Here is a 17283-nt window from a genome sequence, read left to right on the forward strand (position 1 = left end):
GCGATGGGCAACGTATCCGGCAACGCCACGGGCCGCCGCGGTCATTCCCGGAACGCTCCCGGCAGATGGCCCGTGGGAGAATTCGAACCGTTGTAGGCAAAAACACGCACACGAAGGAGTGCCCGTGCCCGGTGAGAATCTGTCCCGCGACGAGGCCCGCGAGCGGGCCGAGCTGCTGTCCGTCGACGGGTACGAGGTCGCCCTCGACCTGCGTTCGGCGGTCGGTGAGGCGCCGGACAACTCGCCGGGGGGCGGCGCGGCACGCACCTTCCGCTCACTGACGACGATCCGCTTCCGCTCGGCGCAGCCGGGCATCGCCACCTTCGTCGATCTGGTGGCGCCGAGCGTGACGTCGGTGACGCTGAACGGGCGCCCGCTGGACCCGTCCGTCGTGTTCGACGGCGCGCGGATCGCGCTGTTCGGCCTGGCCTCCGAGAACGTGCTGGTCGTGGACGCGCAGTGCGCGTACAGCCGTACGGGCGAGGGCATGCACCGCTTCGTCGACCCGGAGGACGGCGAGGTCTATCTCTACACGCAGTACGAACCGGCCGACGCGCGCCGTGTCTTCGCCAACTTCGAACAGCCGGATCTGAAGGCGCCGTTCAGCTTCGAGGTGACCGCGCCGGAGGGCTGGACGGTCTGGAGCAACGGCGCGGCGACCGGGTCCGGCGCCGGCACCGGCACCGGTGTGTGGACGTTCGCCGAGACCAGGCCGATCGCGACGTACATCACGGCCGTCGTGGCCGGGCCGTACCACCATGTCACCGACATGTACCGGCGCGCGCTGCCCGACGGCTCCACCCTGGAGATCCCGCTCGGCGCGCTCTGCCGCAAGGGTCTCGCCCGGCACTTCGACGCCGACGACATCTTCCTGGTGACCAAGCAGGGCCTGGACTTCTTCCACGACAACTTCGACTACCCGTATCCCTTCGGGAAGTACGACCAGGCGTTCGTGCCGGAGTACAACATCGGCGCGATGGAGAATCCCGGCTGTGTGACCTTCCGCGAGGACTACGTCTTCCGGGGCCGGGTCACCGAGGCGTCGTACGAGCGCCGCGCGAGCGTCATCCTGCACGAGATGGCGCACATGTGGTTCGGCGACCTCGTGACGATGCTGTGGTGGGACGACCTGTGGCTCAAGGAGTCGTTCGCCGACTTCATGGGCGCGCTGTCGCAGGCGGAGGCGACCCGCTTCACCAACGCGTGGGTGACCTTCGCCAACAGCCGCAAGTCGTGGGCGTACCGCGCCGACCAGCTGCCGTCCACGCATCCGATCACGGCCGACATCCGTGATCTGGAGGACGCCAAGCTCAACTTCGACGGCATCACCTACGCCAAGGGCGCTTCGGTGCTGAAGCAACTCGTCGCGTACGTCGGGCGCGAGGCGTTCCTGGAGGGCGCGCGGCGCTACTTCAAGCGGCACGCGTACGGGAACACCCGGCTGGGCGACCTGCTGTCGGTGCTGGAGGAGACGTCGGGGCGCGACATGACGTCGTGGTCACGCTCCTGGCTGGAGACGGCGGGCGTCAACTCCCTCACCCCGGTGGTCACTTACGACGCCTCCGGGCGGCTGACGGAGCTGGCCGTGCTCCAGGAGGCCCCCGAGTCGCACCCCGAACTGCGCCCGCACCGGGTGGCCGTGGGGCTGTACCGGCGCGAGAGCGTGGACGCCGAGCTGGTCAGGTACGCGCGCGCCGAGGTCGACGTCGAGGGGCCGCGTACGGTCGTCACGGAGCTGGCCGGGGCCGAGCGGCCCGACCTGATCCTGGTCAACGACGACGACCTGACGTACTGCAAGATCCGGTTCGACGAGGGCTCGCTGGAGACGCTGCGCGAGCACCTCGGCGAACTGACCGACCCGCTGGCGCGGGCGCTGTGCTGGTCGGCGCTGTGGAATCTGACGCGTGACGGGCTGATGCCGGCCCGGGACTTCATCGCTCTGGTGCTGCGCTTCGCCGGGCGCGAATCGGACATCGGCGTGCTCCAGATGCTGCACGCCTGGGCGCAGGGCGCGTTGATCCACTACGCGGCGCCCGCCTGGCGCGAGGAGGGCGCGGCGGCGCTGGCGGAGGGCGCGCTGGGCGAGCTGCGGCTGGCCGAGCCGGGCAGTCAGCACCAGCTGACCTGGGCGCGGTTCTTCGCGTCGACCGCGACCTCGGACGCCGATTTCCAGCTGCTGCGGGGCCTGTTGGGGAACACGGCGAAGGTCGACGGTCTCGATGTCGACCAGGAGCTGCGCTGGAGCTTCCTGCGTCCGCTGGCCTCGCACGGCCTGGCCGACGAGTCCGTGATCGCGGCGGAACTGGCCCGCGACGACACGGCGTCGGGCAAGCGCCATCAGGTCCGCTGCCTGGCCGCGCGGCCCTCGGAGGAGGTCAAGGCGACCGCGTGGTCGGACGTCGTCGACTCCGACGCCCTGTCGAACGCGCTGGTGGAGGCGACGATCGCGGGCTTCGCGCAGCCGGGGCAGCGGGCGTTGACCGCGCCGTACGCGGAGAAGTACTTCGAGGTGATCGAAGAGGTGTGGGCCGAGCGCTCGATCCAGATCGGCATGGATGTGGTGCGGGGGCTGTACCCGAGCCTGCAGGACCGCCCGGAGACGGTGCGCGACACGGACGCCTGGCTCACCGCGCACCCGGACGCGCCACCGGCCCTGCGCCGACTCGTACTTGAGGCGCGGGACGACCTGGCGCGCGCGCTGGCCGCCCAGGCGTGCGACGCGGCGGCGGGCGCGGCGGCGTCGGCCTGAGCGGGCGCGCGGGTCGTGGGTGGGGCGTGTCCGAAAGCGCCCCACCTGACCCGGAAGCGCCCGCCCACTCCGAAAGCGCCCCGTCTGATCGGCAATCGAACGTCCGTACTTTAGGACGAGCTTGTCCGGATTTGTCGACGGGCTCGTAACGGCGGTTAGCAGGTGGTCCGTTCGCGGGGAAGCCCCGGACATGAACAACTCCTCCACCTCCTGCGGCGGCGAAACCCCCTCCCCGCTCTCCCCCCGCCCGCTCAGCCACCTCGACGGCACGCGGCGGCGCGTCCTGTCCGCCGCGCAGCTGCGCGAGCACGGTGTCAGTGCCGCGCGCGCCGCCGCGCGCTGCGCGCCCGGGGGCCCCTGGCAGCAGTTGCTGCCGGGGGTGTTCCTGCTCCACCAGGGCCCGCCCACCGGCGAAGAACGCCTGCGCGGCGCCCTGTTGTACGCGGAACGCCGCCCGGCCGGCGGCACGGCGCGCGGCGACGTCCCGGCGCAGCCCGCCGGCACCGGTGCCGGCGCCCGCCGTGACACCGCCATGATCACCGGCCTCGCCGCCCTCACCCTGCACGGCCTCTCCTCGGCCCCCGCACTGACCGCCCTGACCCATATCGACGTACTCGTCCCCCGCACCCGCCGACTGCGCTCCACGGGCTGCGTCCGCATCGTGCGCGCCCACGCGCTGCCCGCCGCCGAGCGGGTCACCGGCCTCCCCGTCGCGCCTGTCGCGCGCGCCCTGGCCGACGCGGTCGCCGGACTCACCGACGCGGCGGCCGTACGCCTGCTGCTCACCGAGGCCGTGCGGGACGCGCACTGTGAACCGGCGGCGGTTGTACGGGAGTTGAGCCAGGCCCGGCTGCTGTCCCGGCCGCATGTCGTGGACGCCGTCGACTCGCTGCTCGCCGCCGGCCGGGCGATCGCCGAGGACCGGCTCTACGAGATGGTGCGCACGTACGGGCTCCCCGAGCCGGTCTGGAACGTCGACCTGCGCCTGCCGGGCGGCCCGCACCTCGGCGGCGTCGACGCCTACTGGCCCGACCACGCGGTCGCCGTGGAGCTGGACACCCGCGCGCCGCGCCACGGCGGGACGCCGCAGGACGACGTCGAGTGGTCGGAGTCCGCCCGCAAGCGCGAGCACCTGGAGCGGCTCGGCGTCACCGTCGTCCATCTGACGCCCAGGAAGCTGCGTGACTCGATGGAGCTGCAGTCGACGGTGGTCCGTACGGCCCTGCTCGCGGCGGCCGACCGGGAGCCCCCGGCACGCGTGGTCGTACTGCCGCGGTGAGGACCGGCGACAACGGCCGGGCGGTAAGAAGCCCGGATATAGGGCGGTTGATCCTCGATGGCGGACGGCGCCCGGTGGCGGATGTACGCCACCGCCACTTCCCGACACCGACAGCTCTCCACAAACCCTGGTCATTTACGCAAAGCTGAGCGGTCATCCGGTACCGAATTCCGGACTGTCTCTTTCACAACCAGGGATGCTGATGACCTCCGAATCCGAGAGCTCCATATCCGGTCCGAGACGCGTGGCTCGGGTCGCCGCCGCCACGGGCCTGGCCGCCGCGCTGATAGCCACCGGCGCGCTGCCTGTCTTCGCCGCTCCGGCTGCCGACGACCCGGCCGCCTCCGCACCTGTGAAACCCGCCAAGTCCGCCTCCGAGAAGCTCGGTTCGTCCGACGTCGACCTGCTCGACAAGGCCGTCGCCGAGGGCGACAAGAACGTCACCGTCATGGTGGCCACGGCGCCGGGCCAGACCGAGCAGGTCTCCGACCAGTTCGACGCCGTGTCCGGCGCGGTGGTCGGCAAGACGTACGACCAGCTCGGTTACGTACGGGCCACCCTGCCCACGGGCAAGGCCGAGGCCGCGCTCAAGGCGGCTCAGAAGCTCTCCTCCGTCCACGGCATCGACCTCAAGCACGAGATCGAGCTGGACGACCCGACGCCCGCCGCCGACACGGTGAAGGGCGCGGCGAAGGCCAAGGGCGCCAAGGCCGCGACGGCGCCCGGCGCGAACACCCCGGCGAAGAACCCGTACAACCCGTCCTTCGAGACCGGTGCGGTGGACTTCGTCAAGCAGAACCCGAAGGCCGACGGCCGCGGGGTCACCATCGGCATCCTCGACTCGGGCGTCGACCTGGGTCACCCGTCGCTGCAGAAGACCAGCACCGGCGAGCGCAAGATCGTCGACTGGGTCACCGCGACGGACCCGGTCAACGACGGTGACGGCACGTGGCGTCCGATGCAGCTCGACGTCAAGGGCCCGTCGTTCACGGTCAACGGCCGGACGTACTCGGCCCCGGCCGGGAGCTACAAGTTCAACCTGTTCGCCGAATCCGCCACGCGCGGCGGCGACATGGCCGGTGACCTGAACCGGGACGGCGACACCACCGACGTCTGGGCGCTGCTGTACGACGCGGGCACCCGCACCGTGCGTGTCGACCTCAACAACGACGCCAAGTTCGGCAACGACACGATCATGAAGCCGTACAAGAACGGCTTCCAGATCGGCTACTTCGGCGAGGACAACCCGAAGACCGAGATCGTCGAGCGCATCCCGTTCGTCATCGAGGTCCGCGAGGACGTCGTCAACAACGCGGGCGTCAAGTCCGACTACGTCAACATCGGTGTCATCGAGGGCTCGCACGGCACGCACGTCGCCGGTATCACCGCGGCCAACAGCCTGTTCGGCGGCAAGATGAACGGCGCGGCGCCCGGCGCCCAGCTGGTCTCCTCGCGCGCCTGCACCTGGAGCGGCGGCTGCACCAACATCGCCCTCACCGAGGGCATGGCCGACCTCGTCATCGAGCGCGGCGTGGACATCGTCAACATGTCCATCGGCGGACTGCCCGGTCTGAACGACGGCAACAACGCGCGGGCCGAGCTGTACAACCGGCTCATCGACACCTACGGCGTCCAGCTGGTGATCTCCGCGGGCAACGACGGCCCCGGCACCAACACCATCAGCGACCCCGCCGTCGCGGACAAGGTCATCTCGGTCGGCGCCTCCATCTCCAAGGACACCTGGGCGGCGAACTACGGCTCGGTCGTCACGACCGACTACGACATGATGCCGTTCTCCGCCCGCGGTCCGCGTGAGGACGGTGGCTTCGCGCCGATCATCACGGCCCCCGGCGCCGCCATCAACACCACGCAGACCTGGTACCCCGGCGGCCCCGTCGCCGAGGCCGGCTACTCGCTGCCGCCCGGCTACTCGATGCTCCAGGGCACCTCGATGGCCTCGCCGCAGGCGACCGGCGCGAGCGCGCTGCTGCTCTCGGCGGCCAAGCAGAAGGGGATCGAACTGACCCCCGCGAAGCTGCGCACCGCTCTCACCTCCACCGCCACCAAGATCGCCGGCAAGAAGGCGCACGAGCAGGGCGCGGGCCTCATCGACGTCGTCGGCGCGTGGGACGCGATCAAGGACGGTGCCAAGGCCAACGAGTACAGCGTCAAGGCCCCGGTCGACACCTCGATCGACTTCGCGCTCAAGACCCCGGGCTTCGGCACGGGTCTGTACGACCGCGAGGGCGGCCTCCAGGCCGGCAAGAGCCGGACGTACGACGTCACCATCACCCGCACCACCGGTCCCCAGGGCCTGGTGGCGCACCAGCTCAACTGGAAGTACAACGACGGCACCTTCAAGCTGCTGAGCGGCAAGAACGTCAAGCTGCCGAAGAACAAGCCGGTCACCGTCACCGTGCAGGCCAAGGCCGACCAGGCCGGTGCGCACAGCGCCATCCTCGAACTGGACGACCGTTCCAGCACGGGCGTGGACAAGCAGATCCTCACCACGGTGGTCGTCTCCAAGAAGCTGGCGAAGCCCTCGTTCACGTACTCGTCGCTGGGCTCGGTCGAGCGCAACGGCACCGAGTCGTACTTCGTCACCGTTCCCGAGGGCGCCAAGACCCTTGAGGTCGCGCTCGGCGGACTCGCGGCGGGCAGCCAGACGCGCTTCATCAGCCTGCACCCGCAGGGCGTGCAGATGGAGGACAGCTCGACGATCTTCTGCTACCCGAACTATGTGAACCCGGCCAACACCTGCCGTCCGGATCTGCGTTCATACGCGGACCCGACGCCGGGCGTCTGGGAGATCGAGGTCGAGTCGCGTCGTACGTCGCCGCTGCTGAACAACCCGTACAAGCTGGACGTCACCGTGCTGGGTGCCTCGTTCGACCCGGCGGTCACCACGCTCCCCGAGGCCAAGATCGGTACGCCGGCCCCGGTCGCGTGGACCGTCACCAACGGGTTCGCCGCCATCGACGGCAAGCTCGCGGGCGGCTCGCTCGGCTCGGCGAAGGTCGACCGGCCTTCGATCGCCCAGGGCGAGCAGAAGGAGACGACCGTCACCCTCGGTGCGGGCGTCGAGCGGCTCGACGTGGCCATCGGCGGCACCTCGGACAACTCGGCGGACCTGGACCTCTCGGTCTACCGGGACGGCGTGCTCGTCGGCCAGGCCGCCGACGGCGACTCCGAGGAGGCCGTCAGCCTGATCGCGCCGGCAGCCGGTGAGTACACCTTCGTGGTGGACGGCTACTCGGTCCCGGCCGGGACCACCGAGTACGACTACCGGGACGTCTTCTACTCCGCGACGCTCGGCAAGGTCACGGTCGGCGACACTCCGGTGAAGCTCGCCAACGGCGCGTCGGCGGAGGTCTCCGCCGAGGTGACGGTGGCCGGCGCGGCTCCGGAGGGCCGGCAGTTCTTCGGCGAGGTCCAGCTGCTGAACGCGCGCGGTACGGCCGCGGGCACCGGCAGCGTCGTGATCGAGAAGGTCCTGCCGTAACGGTCACGCCGTAACGGTGGTCACGTAGGAAGAGGGGCGGGCGTCCGGACGGGCGCCCGCCCCTTACGTACGTCGCCTGCCCTGTGACCGACGCCGCACCGTCCCGACCAGCGGAATGGATTGGACAAGGCGGGCTCGGGGAGACGCATCATGGACGCGGCACCCGGGCCGCATGTACGTACGGAGGAATCCCTGTGAAGGTCGGAATCGTCGGAGCCACCGGTCAGGTCGGCACAGTCATGCGCACCATCCTGGCCGAGCGGAACTTCCCGGCCGACGAGCTGCGGCTGTTCGCCTCCGCCCGCTCCGCGGGATCCACCATCGAGTGGCAGGGCAAGCCGATCACCGTCGAGGACGCGTCCACCGCCGACTACACCGGCCTGGACATCGTGCTCTTCTCCGCGGGCGGCGCCACGTCCAGGGCGCTCGCCGAGAAGGTGGCGTCCCAGGGCCCCGTCGTGATCGACAACTCGTCCGCCTGGCGCGGCCACCCCGAGGTCCCGCTGGTGGTCTCGGAGGTCAACCCGCACGCGGTCGCCAACCGCCCCAAGGGCATCATCGCCAACCCGAACTGCACCACGATGGCCGCGATGCCCGTGCTGCGCCCGCTGCACGACGAGGCCGGTCTCACCGCGCTCGTCGCCACCACCTACCAGGCCGTGTCCGGCTCCGGGCTCGCGGGCGTCGCCGAACTGCACGACCAGGCCCGCAAGGTCGTCGAGAACGCCGACCGGCTGACCTTCGACGGCGACGCCGTGGAATTCCCCGAGCCGACGGTCTACAAGCGCCCGATCGCCTTCAACGTGCTGCCGCTCGCGGGCTCGATCGTGGACGACGGCTCCTTCGAGACGGACGAGGAGCAGAAGCTCCGCAACGAGTCCCGCAAGATCCTGGAGATCCCGGAGCTGAAGGTCTCCGGGACCTGTGTGCGGGTGCCGGTCTTCTCCGGCCACTCCCTCCAGGTCAATGTCCGCTTCGAGCGCCCGATCAGCGTGGAGCGGGCGTACGAGCTGCTGAAGGACGCCCCCGGGGTCGAACTGTCCGAGATCCCGACACCGCTCCAGGCCGCGGGCAAGGACGCCTCCTACGTAGGACGCATCCGCGACGACGAGACGGTGGAGAACGGCCTGGCGCTGTTCGTCTCGAACGACAACCTGCGCAAGGGCGCCGCGCTGAACGCGGTGCAGATCGCGGAACTGGTCGCGGCGGAGCCGCGCGGCTAGGACTTTCGGTCCCGAGGCGCCGGACGGGCCCGAAACCCGTCCGGCACCTGAGGCGTCAGCGGCGTACCTCGAAGTGGAAGCAGCCGTACTCCACCGCCCGTACGTGGACGAGCGCCACCTCCGGGTCCGCGAAGGCCTCCGCGAACGCCCCGTCGAAGCCCTCGTCCGCCGCCTCGGGGATCTCCAGCAGCCGGCCGCCGACGATGCGCCCCTCGGAGTCGTAACGGCGCACGGTGCGCAGCGCGCCGGATCTGGCGAAGGGGTAGCCGGCCGCGTCCGCGGCCGGGCCCTCGCACTCCTCGGCGTGGATGAAGACGGGGCCCTGCTCGTCGTACGCGCCGGGCTTGGCCCAGGTCTCGGCGGCCCAGCGGCGCAGCGGCGCGTATGTCACGAGCGTGATCCGCTCGCCCACGCGGCTGGGGCGCAGGCAGCAGCGCAGCGGGTGGCCGCCCTCGGTGTCGGTGAACGGGGTGCGGGTGGCGCCCGCGTCGTCGGTGTCGCGGAGTTCCTTGAGGGCGGCGGGCTCGATGGGACGTGCGACGTGCTGTGCGATGTGATGCGTCATGGCACGAGCATCACGCCGTCGGGCCGCGCCGACCGGCGGTTTTCGGACGTCGCGGTACGGCCCGGGGAGGCTCGGGCGACGGCTCCGGCGATGGCTCCGGGCAGCCTGATTACTGCCGGGCGGCCGACCGGGTCCGCATGGAAGGATGGGCGAAAACGTACCGATCCGAGGAGATGACCGGGTGCCTGGCACAAATCTGACCCGTGAAGAGGCGCAGCAGCGGGCGCGCCTCCTCACCGTTGACTCGTACGAGATCGACCTCGATCTCAGCGGCGCGCAGGAGGGCGGGACCTACCGGTCCGCCACGACCGTGCGCTTCGAGAGCACGGAAGCCGGGGCGGAGACCTTCATCGACCTGGTGGCGCCCGCCGTGCACCAGGTGGTGCTGAACGGCAAGCCCCTGGACGTGGCCGCGGTCTTCCGGGACTCGCGCATCGCGCTGTCCCATCTGCGGCAGGGCGCGAACGAGCTGACGGTGGTCGCGGACTGCGAGTACACCAACACCGGCGAGGGTCTGCACCGGTTCGTCGACCCGGTCGACCAACAGGCTTATCTGTACACGCAGTTCGAGGTGCCGGACGCGCGGCGCGTGTTCGCCTCGTTCGAGCAGCCGGACCTCAAGGCGACGTTCCGGTTCACCGTGACGGCCCCCGAGGGCTGGACCGTCGTCTCGAACTCCCCCACGCCGGAGCCCGAGTCGAACGTGTGGCGCTTCGAGCCCACGCCGCGGATCTCGACGTACATCACCGCGCTGATCGTCGGTCCGTACCACTCGGTGCACAGCACGTACGAGAAGGACGGCCAGTCGGTGCCGCTCGGCGTCTACTGCCGGCCCTCGCTCGCCGAGTACCTGGACGCGGACGCGATCTTCGAGGTCACGCGGCTCGGCTTCGACTGGTTCCAGGAGAAGTTCGACTACGCGTACCCGTTCGCCAAGTACGACCAGCTGTTCGTGCCCGAGTTCAACGCGGGCGCGATGGAGAACGCGGGCGCCGTCACCATCCGCGACCAGTACGTCTTCCGCTCGAAGGTGACGGACGCGGCGTACGAGACGCGCGCCGAGACGATCCTGCACGAGCTGGCGCACATGTGGTTCGGCGACCTGGTCACCATGGAGTGGTGGAACGACCTGTGGCTGAACGAGTCGTTCGCGACGTACACCTCGATCGCGTGCCTCGCGCACGCGCCGGAGTCGCGGTGGCCGCAGTCGTGGACGACGTTCGCCAACTCCATGAAGACCTGGGCGTACCGGCAGGACCAGCTCCCGTCGACGCACCCGATCATGGCGGAGATCACCGACCTGGACGACGTGCTCGTCAACTTCGACGGGATCACGTACGCGAAGGGCGCCTCCGTCCTCAAGCAGCTCGTCGCGTACGTCGGTCAGGACGAGTTCTTCCGGGGAGTGCAGGCGTACTTCAAGGCGCACGCCTTCGGTAACACGCGCCTCTCCGATCTGCTGGGCGCGCTGGAGGAGACCTCCGGGCGTGATCTGAAGACCTGGTCGAAGGCGTGGCTGGAGACGGCCGGCATCAATGTGCTGCGGCCGGAGATCGAGCTGGACGAGGCGGGGCACGTGGCCTCCCTCGCCGTACGGCAGGAGGCGCCCGCGCTGCCCCCGGGCGCGAAGGGCACGCCGGTGCTGCGCCCGCACCGCATCGCGATCGGCTGCTACGACCTGGACACGGACGGCAAGCTGGTCCGCACGAGCCGGATCGAGCTGGACGTCGACGGCGAACTGACGCGGGTGCCGTTCCCGGCGAACACACCGCGCCCCGCGGTCATCCTGCTCAACGACGACGACCTGAGCTACGCGAAGGTCCGCCTCGACGAGGAGTCGCTGCGGGTCGTCACCGCGCACCTGGGGGACTTCACGGAGTCGCTGCCGCGCGCGCTGAGCTGGGCGTCGGCGTGGGACATGACGCGCGACGGCGAACTCGCCACGCGTGACTACCTGGCACTGGTCCTGTCGGGCATCGCCAAGGAGTCGGACATCGGTGTCGTGCAGTCGCTGCACCGCCAGGTGAAGCTCGCGCTGGACCTGTACGCGGCGCCGGAGTGGCGCGAGGCGGGGCTCGCGCGGTGGACGGAGGCGACGCTGGCGCATCTGCGGACGGCGGACGCGGGCAGCGACCATCAGCTGGCCTGGGCCCGCGCCTTCGCGGCGACCGCCCGTACGCCGCAGCAACTGGACCTGCTCCAGGGGCTGTTGGACGGTACGGAGTCGGTCGAGGGCCTCGCCGTGGACACCGAGCTGCGCTGGGCGTTCGTCCAGCGGCTGGCGGCGGTCGGGGTGTACGACGAGGAGGAGATCGCCGCGGAGTACGAGCGCGACCGTACGGCGGCGGGCGAGCGGCACGCCGCGGCGGCCCGCTCGGCGCGGCCGACCGAGGAGGCGAAGGCCGAGGCGTGGGCGTCGGTCGTGGAGTCCGACAAGCTCCCGAACGCCCTCCAGGAAGCGGTCATCGGCGGCTTCGTCCAGACGGACCAGCTGGAACTGCTGGCGCCGTACACGGACAAGTACTTCGCCGCGGTCAAGGGCGTGTGGGACTCGCGCAGCCACGAGATGGCGCAGCAGATCGCGCTGGGTCTGTACCCCGCGCTCCAGGTCGGGCAGCCGACCCTGGACGCGACGGACGCGTGGCTGGCCTCGGCCTCCCCGAACGCGGCGCTGCGCCGCCTGATGTCGGAGTCCCGGGCGGGCGTGGACCGCGCGCTGCGCGCCCAGGCGGCGGACGCGGCGGCGGGCTGACAACGCGCTGAGGTGAGATGACGGAGTTGGGGGGGGCGGCTCTCTTCGGGGCCGCCCCCGGCTCATTCGGCGCCGAGTCCACCCCGAGCCCCGGCTCACTCCGGGCCCGGCCTACTTCGCCGTTACGCCGTCCCGTTCTCGTAGCGCGAGCGCAGCTCCGCCGCCCCCGCCTCCGTCAGTGAGCCGTGCAGCCGCATCCGCGCGACGCCGCCGTCCGGGAACGCGTCCAGGCGGACGTGCGTCACCACCGCCGGGGCCGGGAGGACAAACCGGTGCGGGGTGTCCGGCTGGAGGCGGGTGCGGGGAATCAGCTCCGTCCACTCCCCGTTCTCACCGCTCTCACCGCTCTCGCCGTCGCGGCCGTGCAGCGCGATCCAGCCCGCCGAGTTGCCCTTCAGATACGCCGTGTCGATCTCCACCGCGCGCACCAGGCCCTGCGCGGCGAGCCGGAACCGCACCCAGTCGTTCGTGTCGCGCACGCGCCTGCGCCGGTTCTCCCAGCCGTCGTCCATCTTGCGGGACGTGCCCGGGAGGATGATCTGCGTGGGCGAGGAGTAGAAGCGGTCGGAGGCGTCGTCGCACGTACCGCCGTTGAGTACCGACAACAGGTCGATCGTGCCCAGGAGTTCGAGCCATTCGGGGTCCGGCACGACCTCGCCGTGGACGCGCAGGCGCGCCACGCCGCCGTCGGGGTGCAGCCGGAGGCGGAGATGGGTGTGGCGGCGGCCGGACGTGACGGTGAAGCCGTTGGCCGCGTGTCCGCGTACGGGGGTGGGCGGCACCAGCTCCTCCCAGGTCACGCCGGGAGCGAGCAGCGCCTCGGGGCTCGGCGAGCCGTCGAGCGACGTCGCCTGGACGGAGATCCGCTGCGGGTAGTTCCCCCGGAAGTGCGCCGTGTCGACGACGATCCCGCGCACGACGCCGGGCGCGCCGAGGCGGACGATCGCCCAGTCGTGGTCGTCGGCGGCCGGGAAGGGGTGGCCGGCGTCCGCGCCGCGGCGGCGACGGGTCTCCCAGCCGTCCATGATCTTGCCCTTGTGGCCGAAGCGCTCGGGGTCGAAGACGGCGCGCTCGCGGACGAGGAGGTTCTCGCGCTGCGCGAAGAACTCGTCGTTGGCGGCCACGACTCCGGCGCCCAGACGCCGGTCGGCGAGGTCGACCAGCTCGGTGAAGGGGAAGTCGCCGGTGCGGTAGTCCGCGTACGGGTCGCCTCCGCCGTACGGCGCGGCGTCGTTGGCGTGCGGGTCCTCGTGCAGATCCTCGTGGGTGTCGTGCGGGGTGTTCGGGTTCGGGTGCGCTTCTGGAGTCATGTCCCGACTGTCACCCCGGCCCACCATCCCGGTCCATCGAATGTTTTCGACAGGTACGTTCACTTGGGCTGAACAGTTGTACGCGCCTCCGCCGCCTCCCGCAGCGCCGCCAGCACCCGCGCCACCGCCGGGCCGCCCTCCGCCCCGCGCCGTACCGCCGCCACCACGTGGCGACGCGGCTGGTCCGCGCTCAGGACCCGGGTCACCACCCCGTCGCGGCGCTGCTCCGCCGCCGCCATCCTCGGTACGAGGGCGACGCCCATGCCCGCGTCGACCATCGCGAGGATCGCGGTCCACCCGGCCGCGCTGTGCGCCTGTTCGGGCACGAACCCGGCCGCCTCGCACGCGGCGAGCGTGATCTCGGACCAGGGGCCGCTGCCGCCGAAGATCCACGGCTCGCGGGCCAGGTCGGCCAGCCGCAGTCCCGGCGCGTCCGCGAGACGGTGTCCGGCGGGCAGCGCGACGTCCAGCGGGTCGACGAGCAGCGGGAGCTGGGTGAACCGGGGGTCGCGGGCGGTCGGCGCGTGGGCGGCCAGCGACAGCGCCAGATCCACCGCGCCGGCGGACAGCAGCTCGTACGCCTGCGCCGCCTCCGCCTCCCTGACCCGCACCGCGAGCCCCGGGGCCACCGCGCGCAGATGCTCCACGGCCGGGACGACGAGCGCGGGCACGGCCGTCGAGAACGCGCCGACCCGCACCTCGCCCGCCTCACCGCGCAGATAGCCGGCCAACTCCGCGTCCGCGCGTTCCAGTTCGGCGAAGACCACCTCCGCGTGCCGCAGCACCAGGTGCGCGGCGTCGGTCAGCCGTACGCGCCGGCCCTGCGCCTGGAGGAGCGGTACGCCGAGCTGCCTGGCCAGGTTGGAGAGCTGCTGGGACACCGCCGACGGGGTCATCAGCAGCGCCTCGGCCGTCGCGGTGACGGTGCCGCGCTCGCGCAGCGTCCTGAGGATCTGGAGCTTCTTGACGTCCCACTCGGTCATGCCCGCCACCCTGCCACGCCGAGAGCCCCGCCGATCGAAAGGTCGGGGTGAATTCATTCAGCGGGGCTGAACATTCGGGGCAGACAGAAAGGCGCCGCACGGCACACCTGTGCCACGCGGCGCCTCCCAAGGAGAGGGGTCGTCAGACCCGGTGCTCCTTCTTGGACTTGTCGAGGACCATCACCAGACCGGCGATCACCGCGAACAGCACCAGCGGCGCCGCCACGTACAGACCGAGGGTCTCCCCGACGCTCAGGCCCGGTCCCGGGTCGTCGCCGTCGTCGCGGTTGGCGGCGAGCACGGGAGACGACATGAGCAGCATCATCAGCGTCGTTCCGGCCATGACAGCGCCGGCGCGCAGGGCGTTCTTCTTGTCCACGGTGCCAACGTAGCGAACGCGTGGGGCGTGCGTGCGCCCGGGGGTCCCGTACAAGGTGTCAATTCACTACAGAGGGCCGCAATACGCTCATCAGGCCGTGCAGTCGGGGCGAGGCGGCCAGCTCCTCCAGCGTCATCGGCCGGCCCTCCGCATCGGCGACCGGCAGCCGCCAGTTCGGATACTGGTCCCAGGTGCCCGGCAGATTCTGCGGCCTGCGGTCACCCACCGCGTCCGGCAGCCAGACACCGACCATGCGGGCCGGTGTGCGCAGCAGGAAGCGGTAGACCGCGCGGATCTGCTCCTCCTCGTCGCCCCCGTCGGCCGGCAGCAGGCCGAGCCGGGTGAGCGTGCCGAGCCAGTCGGCGACCTCGGCGGACTCCTCGCGCTGCTCCTCCGCCAGCGGGCGGCCGAGCAGCCCCAGCCGGTGCCGCAGCTCCACGTGTTCACCGGTGAGGCGCGCGGCGGTGGACGGCAGGTCGTGGGTGGTGGCGGTGGCGACGCAGTCCTCGCGCCAGCTCTCGGGGGCCAACGGGCGGCCCGTGCCCTCCCAGTCGCGCTCGAACCAGAGCACGGAGGTGCCGAGCACCCCGCGGCGGTGCAGCTCCTCCCGTACGCCGGGCTCGACCGTGCCGAGGTCCTCCCCTATGACGACGGCGCCCGCGCGGTACGCCTCCAGGACGAGGACGGCGAGCATCGCCTCGGCGTCGTACCGCACATATGTGCCCCGGGTGGGATCCGCGCCGGCCGGGACCCACCAGAGCCGGAACAGGCCCATCACATGGTCGATCCGCAGGGCGCCCGCGTGGGTCAGCAGACCGCGGAGCAGTCCTCGGTACGGAGCGAAGCCGGAGGCGGCGAGGACGTCGGGGCGCCAGGGCGGCAGCCCCCAGTCCTGGCCGTTGGCGTTGAAGGCGTCCGGCGGGGCGCCCACGGACATGCCCTCGGCGAACGCGTCGCGCTGCGCCCAGGCGTCGGCGCCGTCGGGATGCACACCGACCGCGAGGTCGTGGACGATGCCGACGGCCATGCCCGCGTCCCTCGCGGCGCGGCCGGCCGCCGCGAGCTGTTCGTCGGTGAGCCAGGCCAGCCAGCTGTGGAAGTCGACGCGGTCGATCAGTTCGTGCCGTGCCCGGCCGGTCTCGGCGGAGCGCGGGTCGCGCAGCCCCGACGGCCAGGCGCGCCATTCGGAGCCGTGCACCTCGGCGAGGGCGCACCAGGTCGCGTGGTCCTCCAGGGCCTGGCCCTGCTCGGCCAGGAAGTGGTGGTAGGCGGCGCGGCGGCCGGGGCCGAGCGGGACCTCGCGCACGATCTCCAGGGCTTCACGCTTGAGCTGCCACACGGCGTCGCGGTCGATCAGCGCGCCCTTGTCGAGGACCGCGGCGCGCAGACCGGCGGCCCGCTCCAGCAGCCCGTCGAGCAGCGCGATCCCCTGGCCGGTGACGTACGCGTACTCGGGGACGGCCTCGACCCGCAGATGGACGGGGTCGGGGAAGCGGCGCGAGGAGGGGCGGTACGGCGAGGGGTCGGTCGGGTCGCCGGGGACGGCGGCGTGCAACGGGTTGATCTGGACGAATCCGGCGCCCAGCTCGCGGCCGGACCAGGTGGCGAGTTCGGCGAGGTCGCCGAGGTCGCCCATGCCCCAGGAGCGGGTGGACAGCAGGGAGTAGAGCTGGACGAGGAAGCCGTGCGTACGGGGCGGGGGCTGCGGCACCTCGCGCGGGGCGACGACGAGCACGGCGCCCGCCGTACGGCCGTCGGCGGCGACGGCGGCGAGCCGGTGCACCCCGAGCGGCAGATCGGGCCAGGAGCGGCCCTCGGGGGCGGCGGACACGGGGCCCGGGGCGGCCGCGTCCGTAGGCGGCGCGTCGAGCGACGGCCACTCGACCGTGTCGCCCCGCTCCGTCTCGACCCGCAGCCCCGTGCCCGGCGGCAGATCGGCCAGCGCCCGCGGAAGCGCGGGCGGCAGGACGGCCCCGGAGGTTCCGGGGTCCGGAGTGGTCCACACGACCACGGTGGGCGGCAGCAGGCGGCTCGCGGCCGCGGACTCGGCGCGGGTCAGCGCGTCCTGGACGGCCTCGTCCGTGGACGCGTCGACGCCCAGCGCGGCGAGCACCGCGACGACCGTCTCGTCGGGGACCGGGACGGCGACGTCGGGGCCGGGTGAGTGGACGGTGGCGACACCGTGCAGCGCCGCGAGCGTGGCCAGGCGGCCCATTCAGACTCCTGAGAACTCCGTGCCACCGGCCGTACCGGGCGCGGTCGGCTCGCTGGTGAGTGGTGCGGCGTCGGCGAGCGGGGGCTCGCTGGTGAGCGGTGCGGCGTCGGCGAGGGGCGGTTCGCTGGTGAGCGGGCCCGGGACGTCGCCGGTCAGCGGTCCGGGCAGGGTGACGGCGAGGGGTTCCTCACCGATCGGGTCACCAGGAACCGCCTGTTTGGAAAGGGCGGAGAGAAGCAGCTGTGCGGATGCGGCCATGGTGGCGCCTCCAAGGACGACTCGGATCAACGGGACACAGCAGCCCTACCCAGTCGGCACGGCCGCAG

At 71.7% G+C, this 17283-nt stretch carries 11 protein-coding genes; 5 read left to right on the top strand and 6 right to left on the bottom strand.

What is annotated here, in order from left to right:
* Window positions 1–124: 124 nt before the first annotated feature.
* The 4 genes from pepN (ACFT9I_RS15285) to ACFT9I_RS15300 all read left to right on the top strand — a co-directional run bounded on the left by pepN (ACFT9I_RS15285) (window position 125) and on the right by ACFT9I_RS15300 (window position 8753).
* Window positions 125–2749, top strand: coding sequence for an aminopeptidase N (pepN, locus tag ACFT9I_RS15285; RefSeq protein WP_382564375.1), 2625 nt, complete (start codon window positions 125–127; stop codon window positions 2747–2749).
* A gap of 190 nt (window positions 2750–2939) precedes the next feature.
* Window positions 2940–4028, top strand: a complete 1089-nt coding sequence (locus ACFT9I_RS15290; protein WP_382564376.1) for a hypothetical protein — start codon at window positions 2940–2942, stop codon at window positions 4026–4028.
* Window positions 4029–4224: 196 nt separating this feature from the next.
* Entirely contained in the window at window positions 4225–7530 is a 3306-nt protein-coding gene (locus ACFT9I_RS15295) for a S8 family serine peptidase (protein ID WP_382564378.1), read from the top strand.
* Between the two features lie 194 nt (window positions 7531–7724).
* Window positions 7725–8753 carry an aspartate-semialdehyde dehydrogenase gene (locus ACFT9I_RS15300; RefSeq protein ID WP_382564379.1) on the top strand — a complete coding sequence of 343 codons (1029 nt, stop codon included), beginning with the start codon at window positions 7725–7727 and terminating at the stop codon, window positions 8751–8753.
* Window positions 8754–8808: 55 nt separating this feature from the next.
* On the opposite strand, the gene ACFT9I_RS15305 is transcribed toward ACFT9I_RS15300, so the two are convergent.
* Window positions 8809–9318 carry a DUF1203 domain-containing protein gene (locus ACFT9I_RS15305; protein WP_382564381.1) on the bottom strand — a complete coding sequence of 170 codons (510 nt, stop codon included), beginning with the start codon at window positions 9316–9318 and terminating at the stop codon, window positions 8809–8811.
* A gap of 181 nt (window positions 9319–9499) precedes the next feature.
* On the opposite strand from ACFT9I_RS15305, the gene pepN (ACFT9I_RS15310) reads away from it, so the two are divergent.
* The gene (gene pepN, locus ACFT9I_RS15310) at window positions 9500–12070 is read left to right on the top strand and encodes an aminopeptidase N (RefSeq protein ID WP_382564383.1); all 2571 of its coding nucleotides are present in this window, start codon (window positions 9500–9502) and stop codon (window positions 12068–12070) included.
* A gap of 122 nt (window positions 12071–12192) precedes the next feature.
* On the opposite strand, the gene alc is transcribed toward pepN (ACFT9I_RS15310), so the two are convergent.
* From alc to ACFT9I_RS15335, 5 genes are all read right to left on the bottom strand, one after another.
* Window positions 12193–13380, bottom strand: a complete 1188-nt coding sequence (gene alc / locus ACFT9I_RS15315; RefSeq protein WP_382564385.1) for an allantoicase — start codon at window positions 13378–13380, stop codon at window positions 12193–12195.
* A 59-nt stretch (window positions 13381–13439) separates the two neighbouring features.
* The gene (locus tag ACFT9I_RS15320; RefSeq protein WP_382564386.1) at window positions 13440–14363 is read right to left on the bottom strand and encodes a LysR substrate-binding domain-containing protein; all 924 of its coding nucleotides are present in this window, start codon (window positions 14361–14363) and stop codon (window positions 13440–13442) included.
* A gap of 142 nt (window positions 14364–14505) precedes the next feature.
* Window positions 14506–14742, bottom strand: a complete 237-nt coding sequence (locus ACFT9I_RS15325; RefSeq protein ID WP_382564388.1) for a hypothetical protein — start codon at window positions 14740–14742, stop codon at window positions 14506–14508.
* Between the two features lie 58 nt (window positions 14743–14800).
* Window positions 14801–16957 (bottom strand): 4-alpha-glucanotransferase, encoded by a 2157-nt coding sequence (malQ, locus tag ACFT9I_RS15330; protein WP_382564389.1) that lies wholly within the window; start codon window positions 16955–16957, stop codon window positions 14801–14803.
* Complete coding sequence (locus ACFT9I_RS15335; RefSeq protein ID WP_382564391.1) at window positions 16958–17215, bottom strand: hypothetical protein; 258 nt, start codon at window positions 17213–17215, stop codon at window positions 16958–16960.
* Window positions 17216–17283 lie beyond the last annotated feature (68 nt).

The sequence above is a fragment of the Streptomyces sp. NPDC057137 genome (genome assembly GCF_042670825.1).
In the GTDB taxonomy this organism is placed as follows: Bacteria; Actinomycetota; Actinomycetes; order Streptomycetales; family Streptomycetaceae; genus Streptomyces.

Coding starts and splice junctions, on each gene's coding strand:
- ACFT9I_RS15290 (WP_382564376.1), top strand. CDS start 2,940: ATGAACAACTCCTCCACCTCCTGCGGCGGCGAAACCCCCTCCCCGCTC.
- ACFT9I_RS15295 (WP_382564378.1), top strand. CDS start 4,225: ATGCTGATGACCTCCGAATCCGAGAGCTCCATATCCGGTCCGAGACGC.
- ACFT9I_RS15305 (WP_382564381.1), bottom strand. CDS start 9,318: ATGACGCATCACATCGCACAGCACGTCGCACGTCCCATCGAGCCCGCC.
- alc (WP_382564385.1), bottom strand. CDS start 13,380: ATGACTCCAGAAGCGCACCCGAACCCGAACACCCCGCACGACACCCAC.
- ACFT9I_RS15320 (WP_382564386.1), bottom strand. CDS start 14,363: ATGACCGAGTGGGACGTCAAGAAGCTCCAGATCCTCAGGACGCTGCGC.
- malQ (WP_382564389.1), bottom strand. CDS start 16,957: ATGGGCCGCCTGGCCACGCTCGCGGCGCTGCACGGTGTCGCCACCGTC.
- ACFT9I_RS15335 (WP_382564391.1), bottom strand. CDS start 17,215: ATGGCCGCATCCGCACAGCTGCTTCTCTCCGCCCTTTCCAAACAGGCG.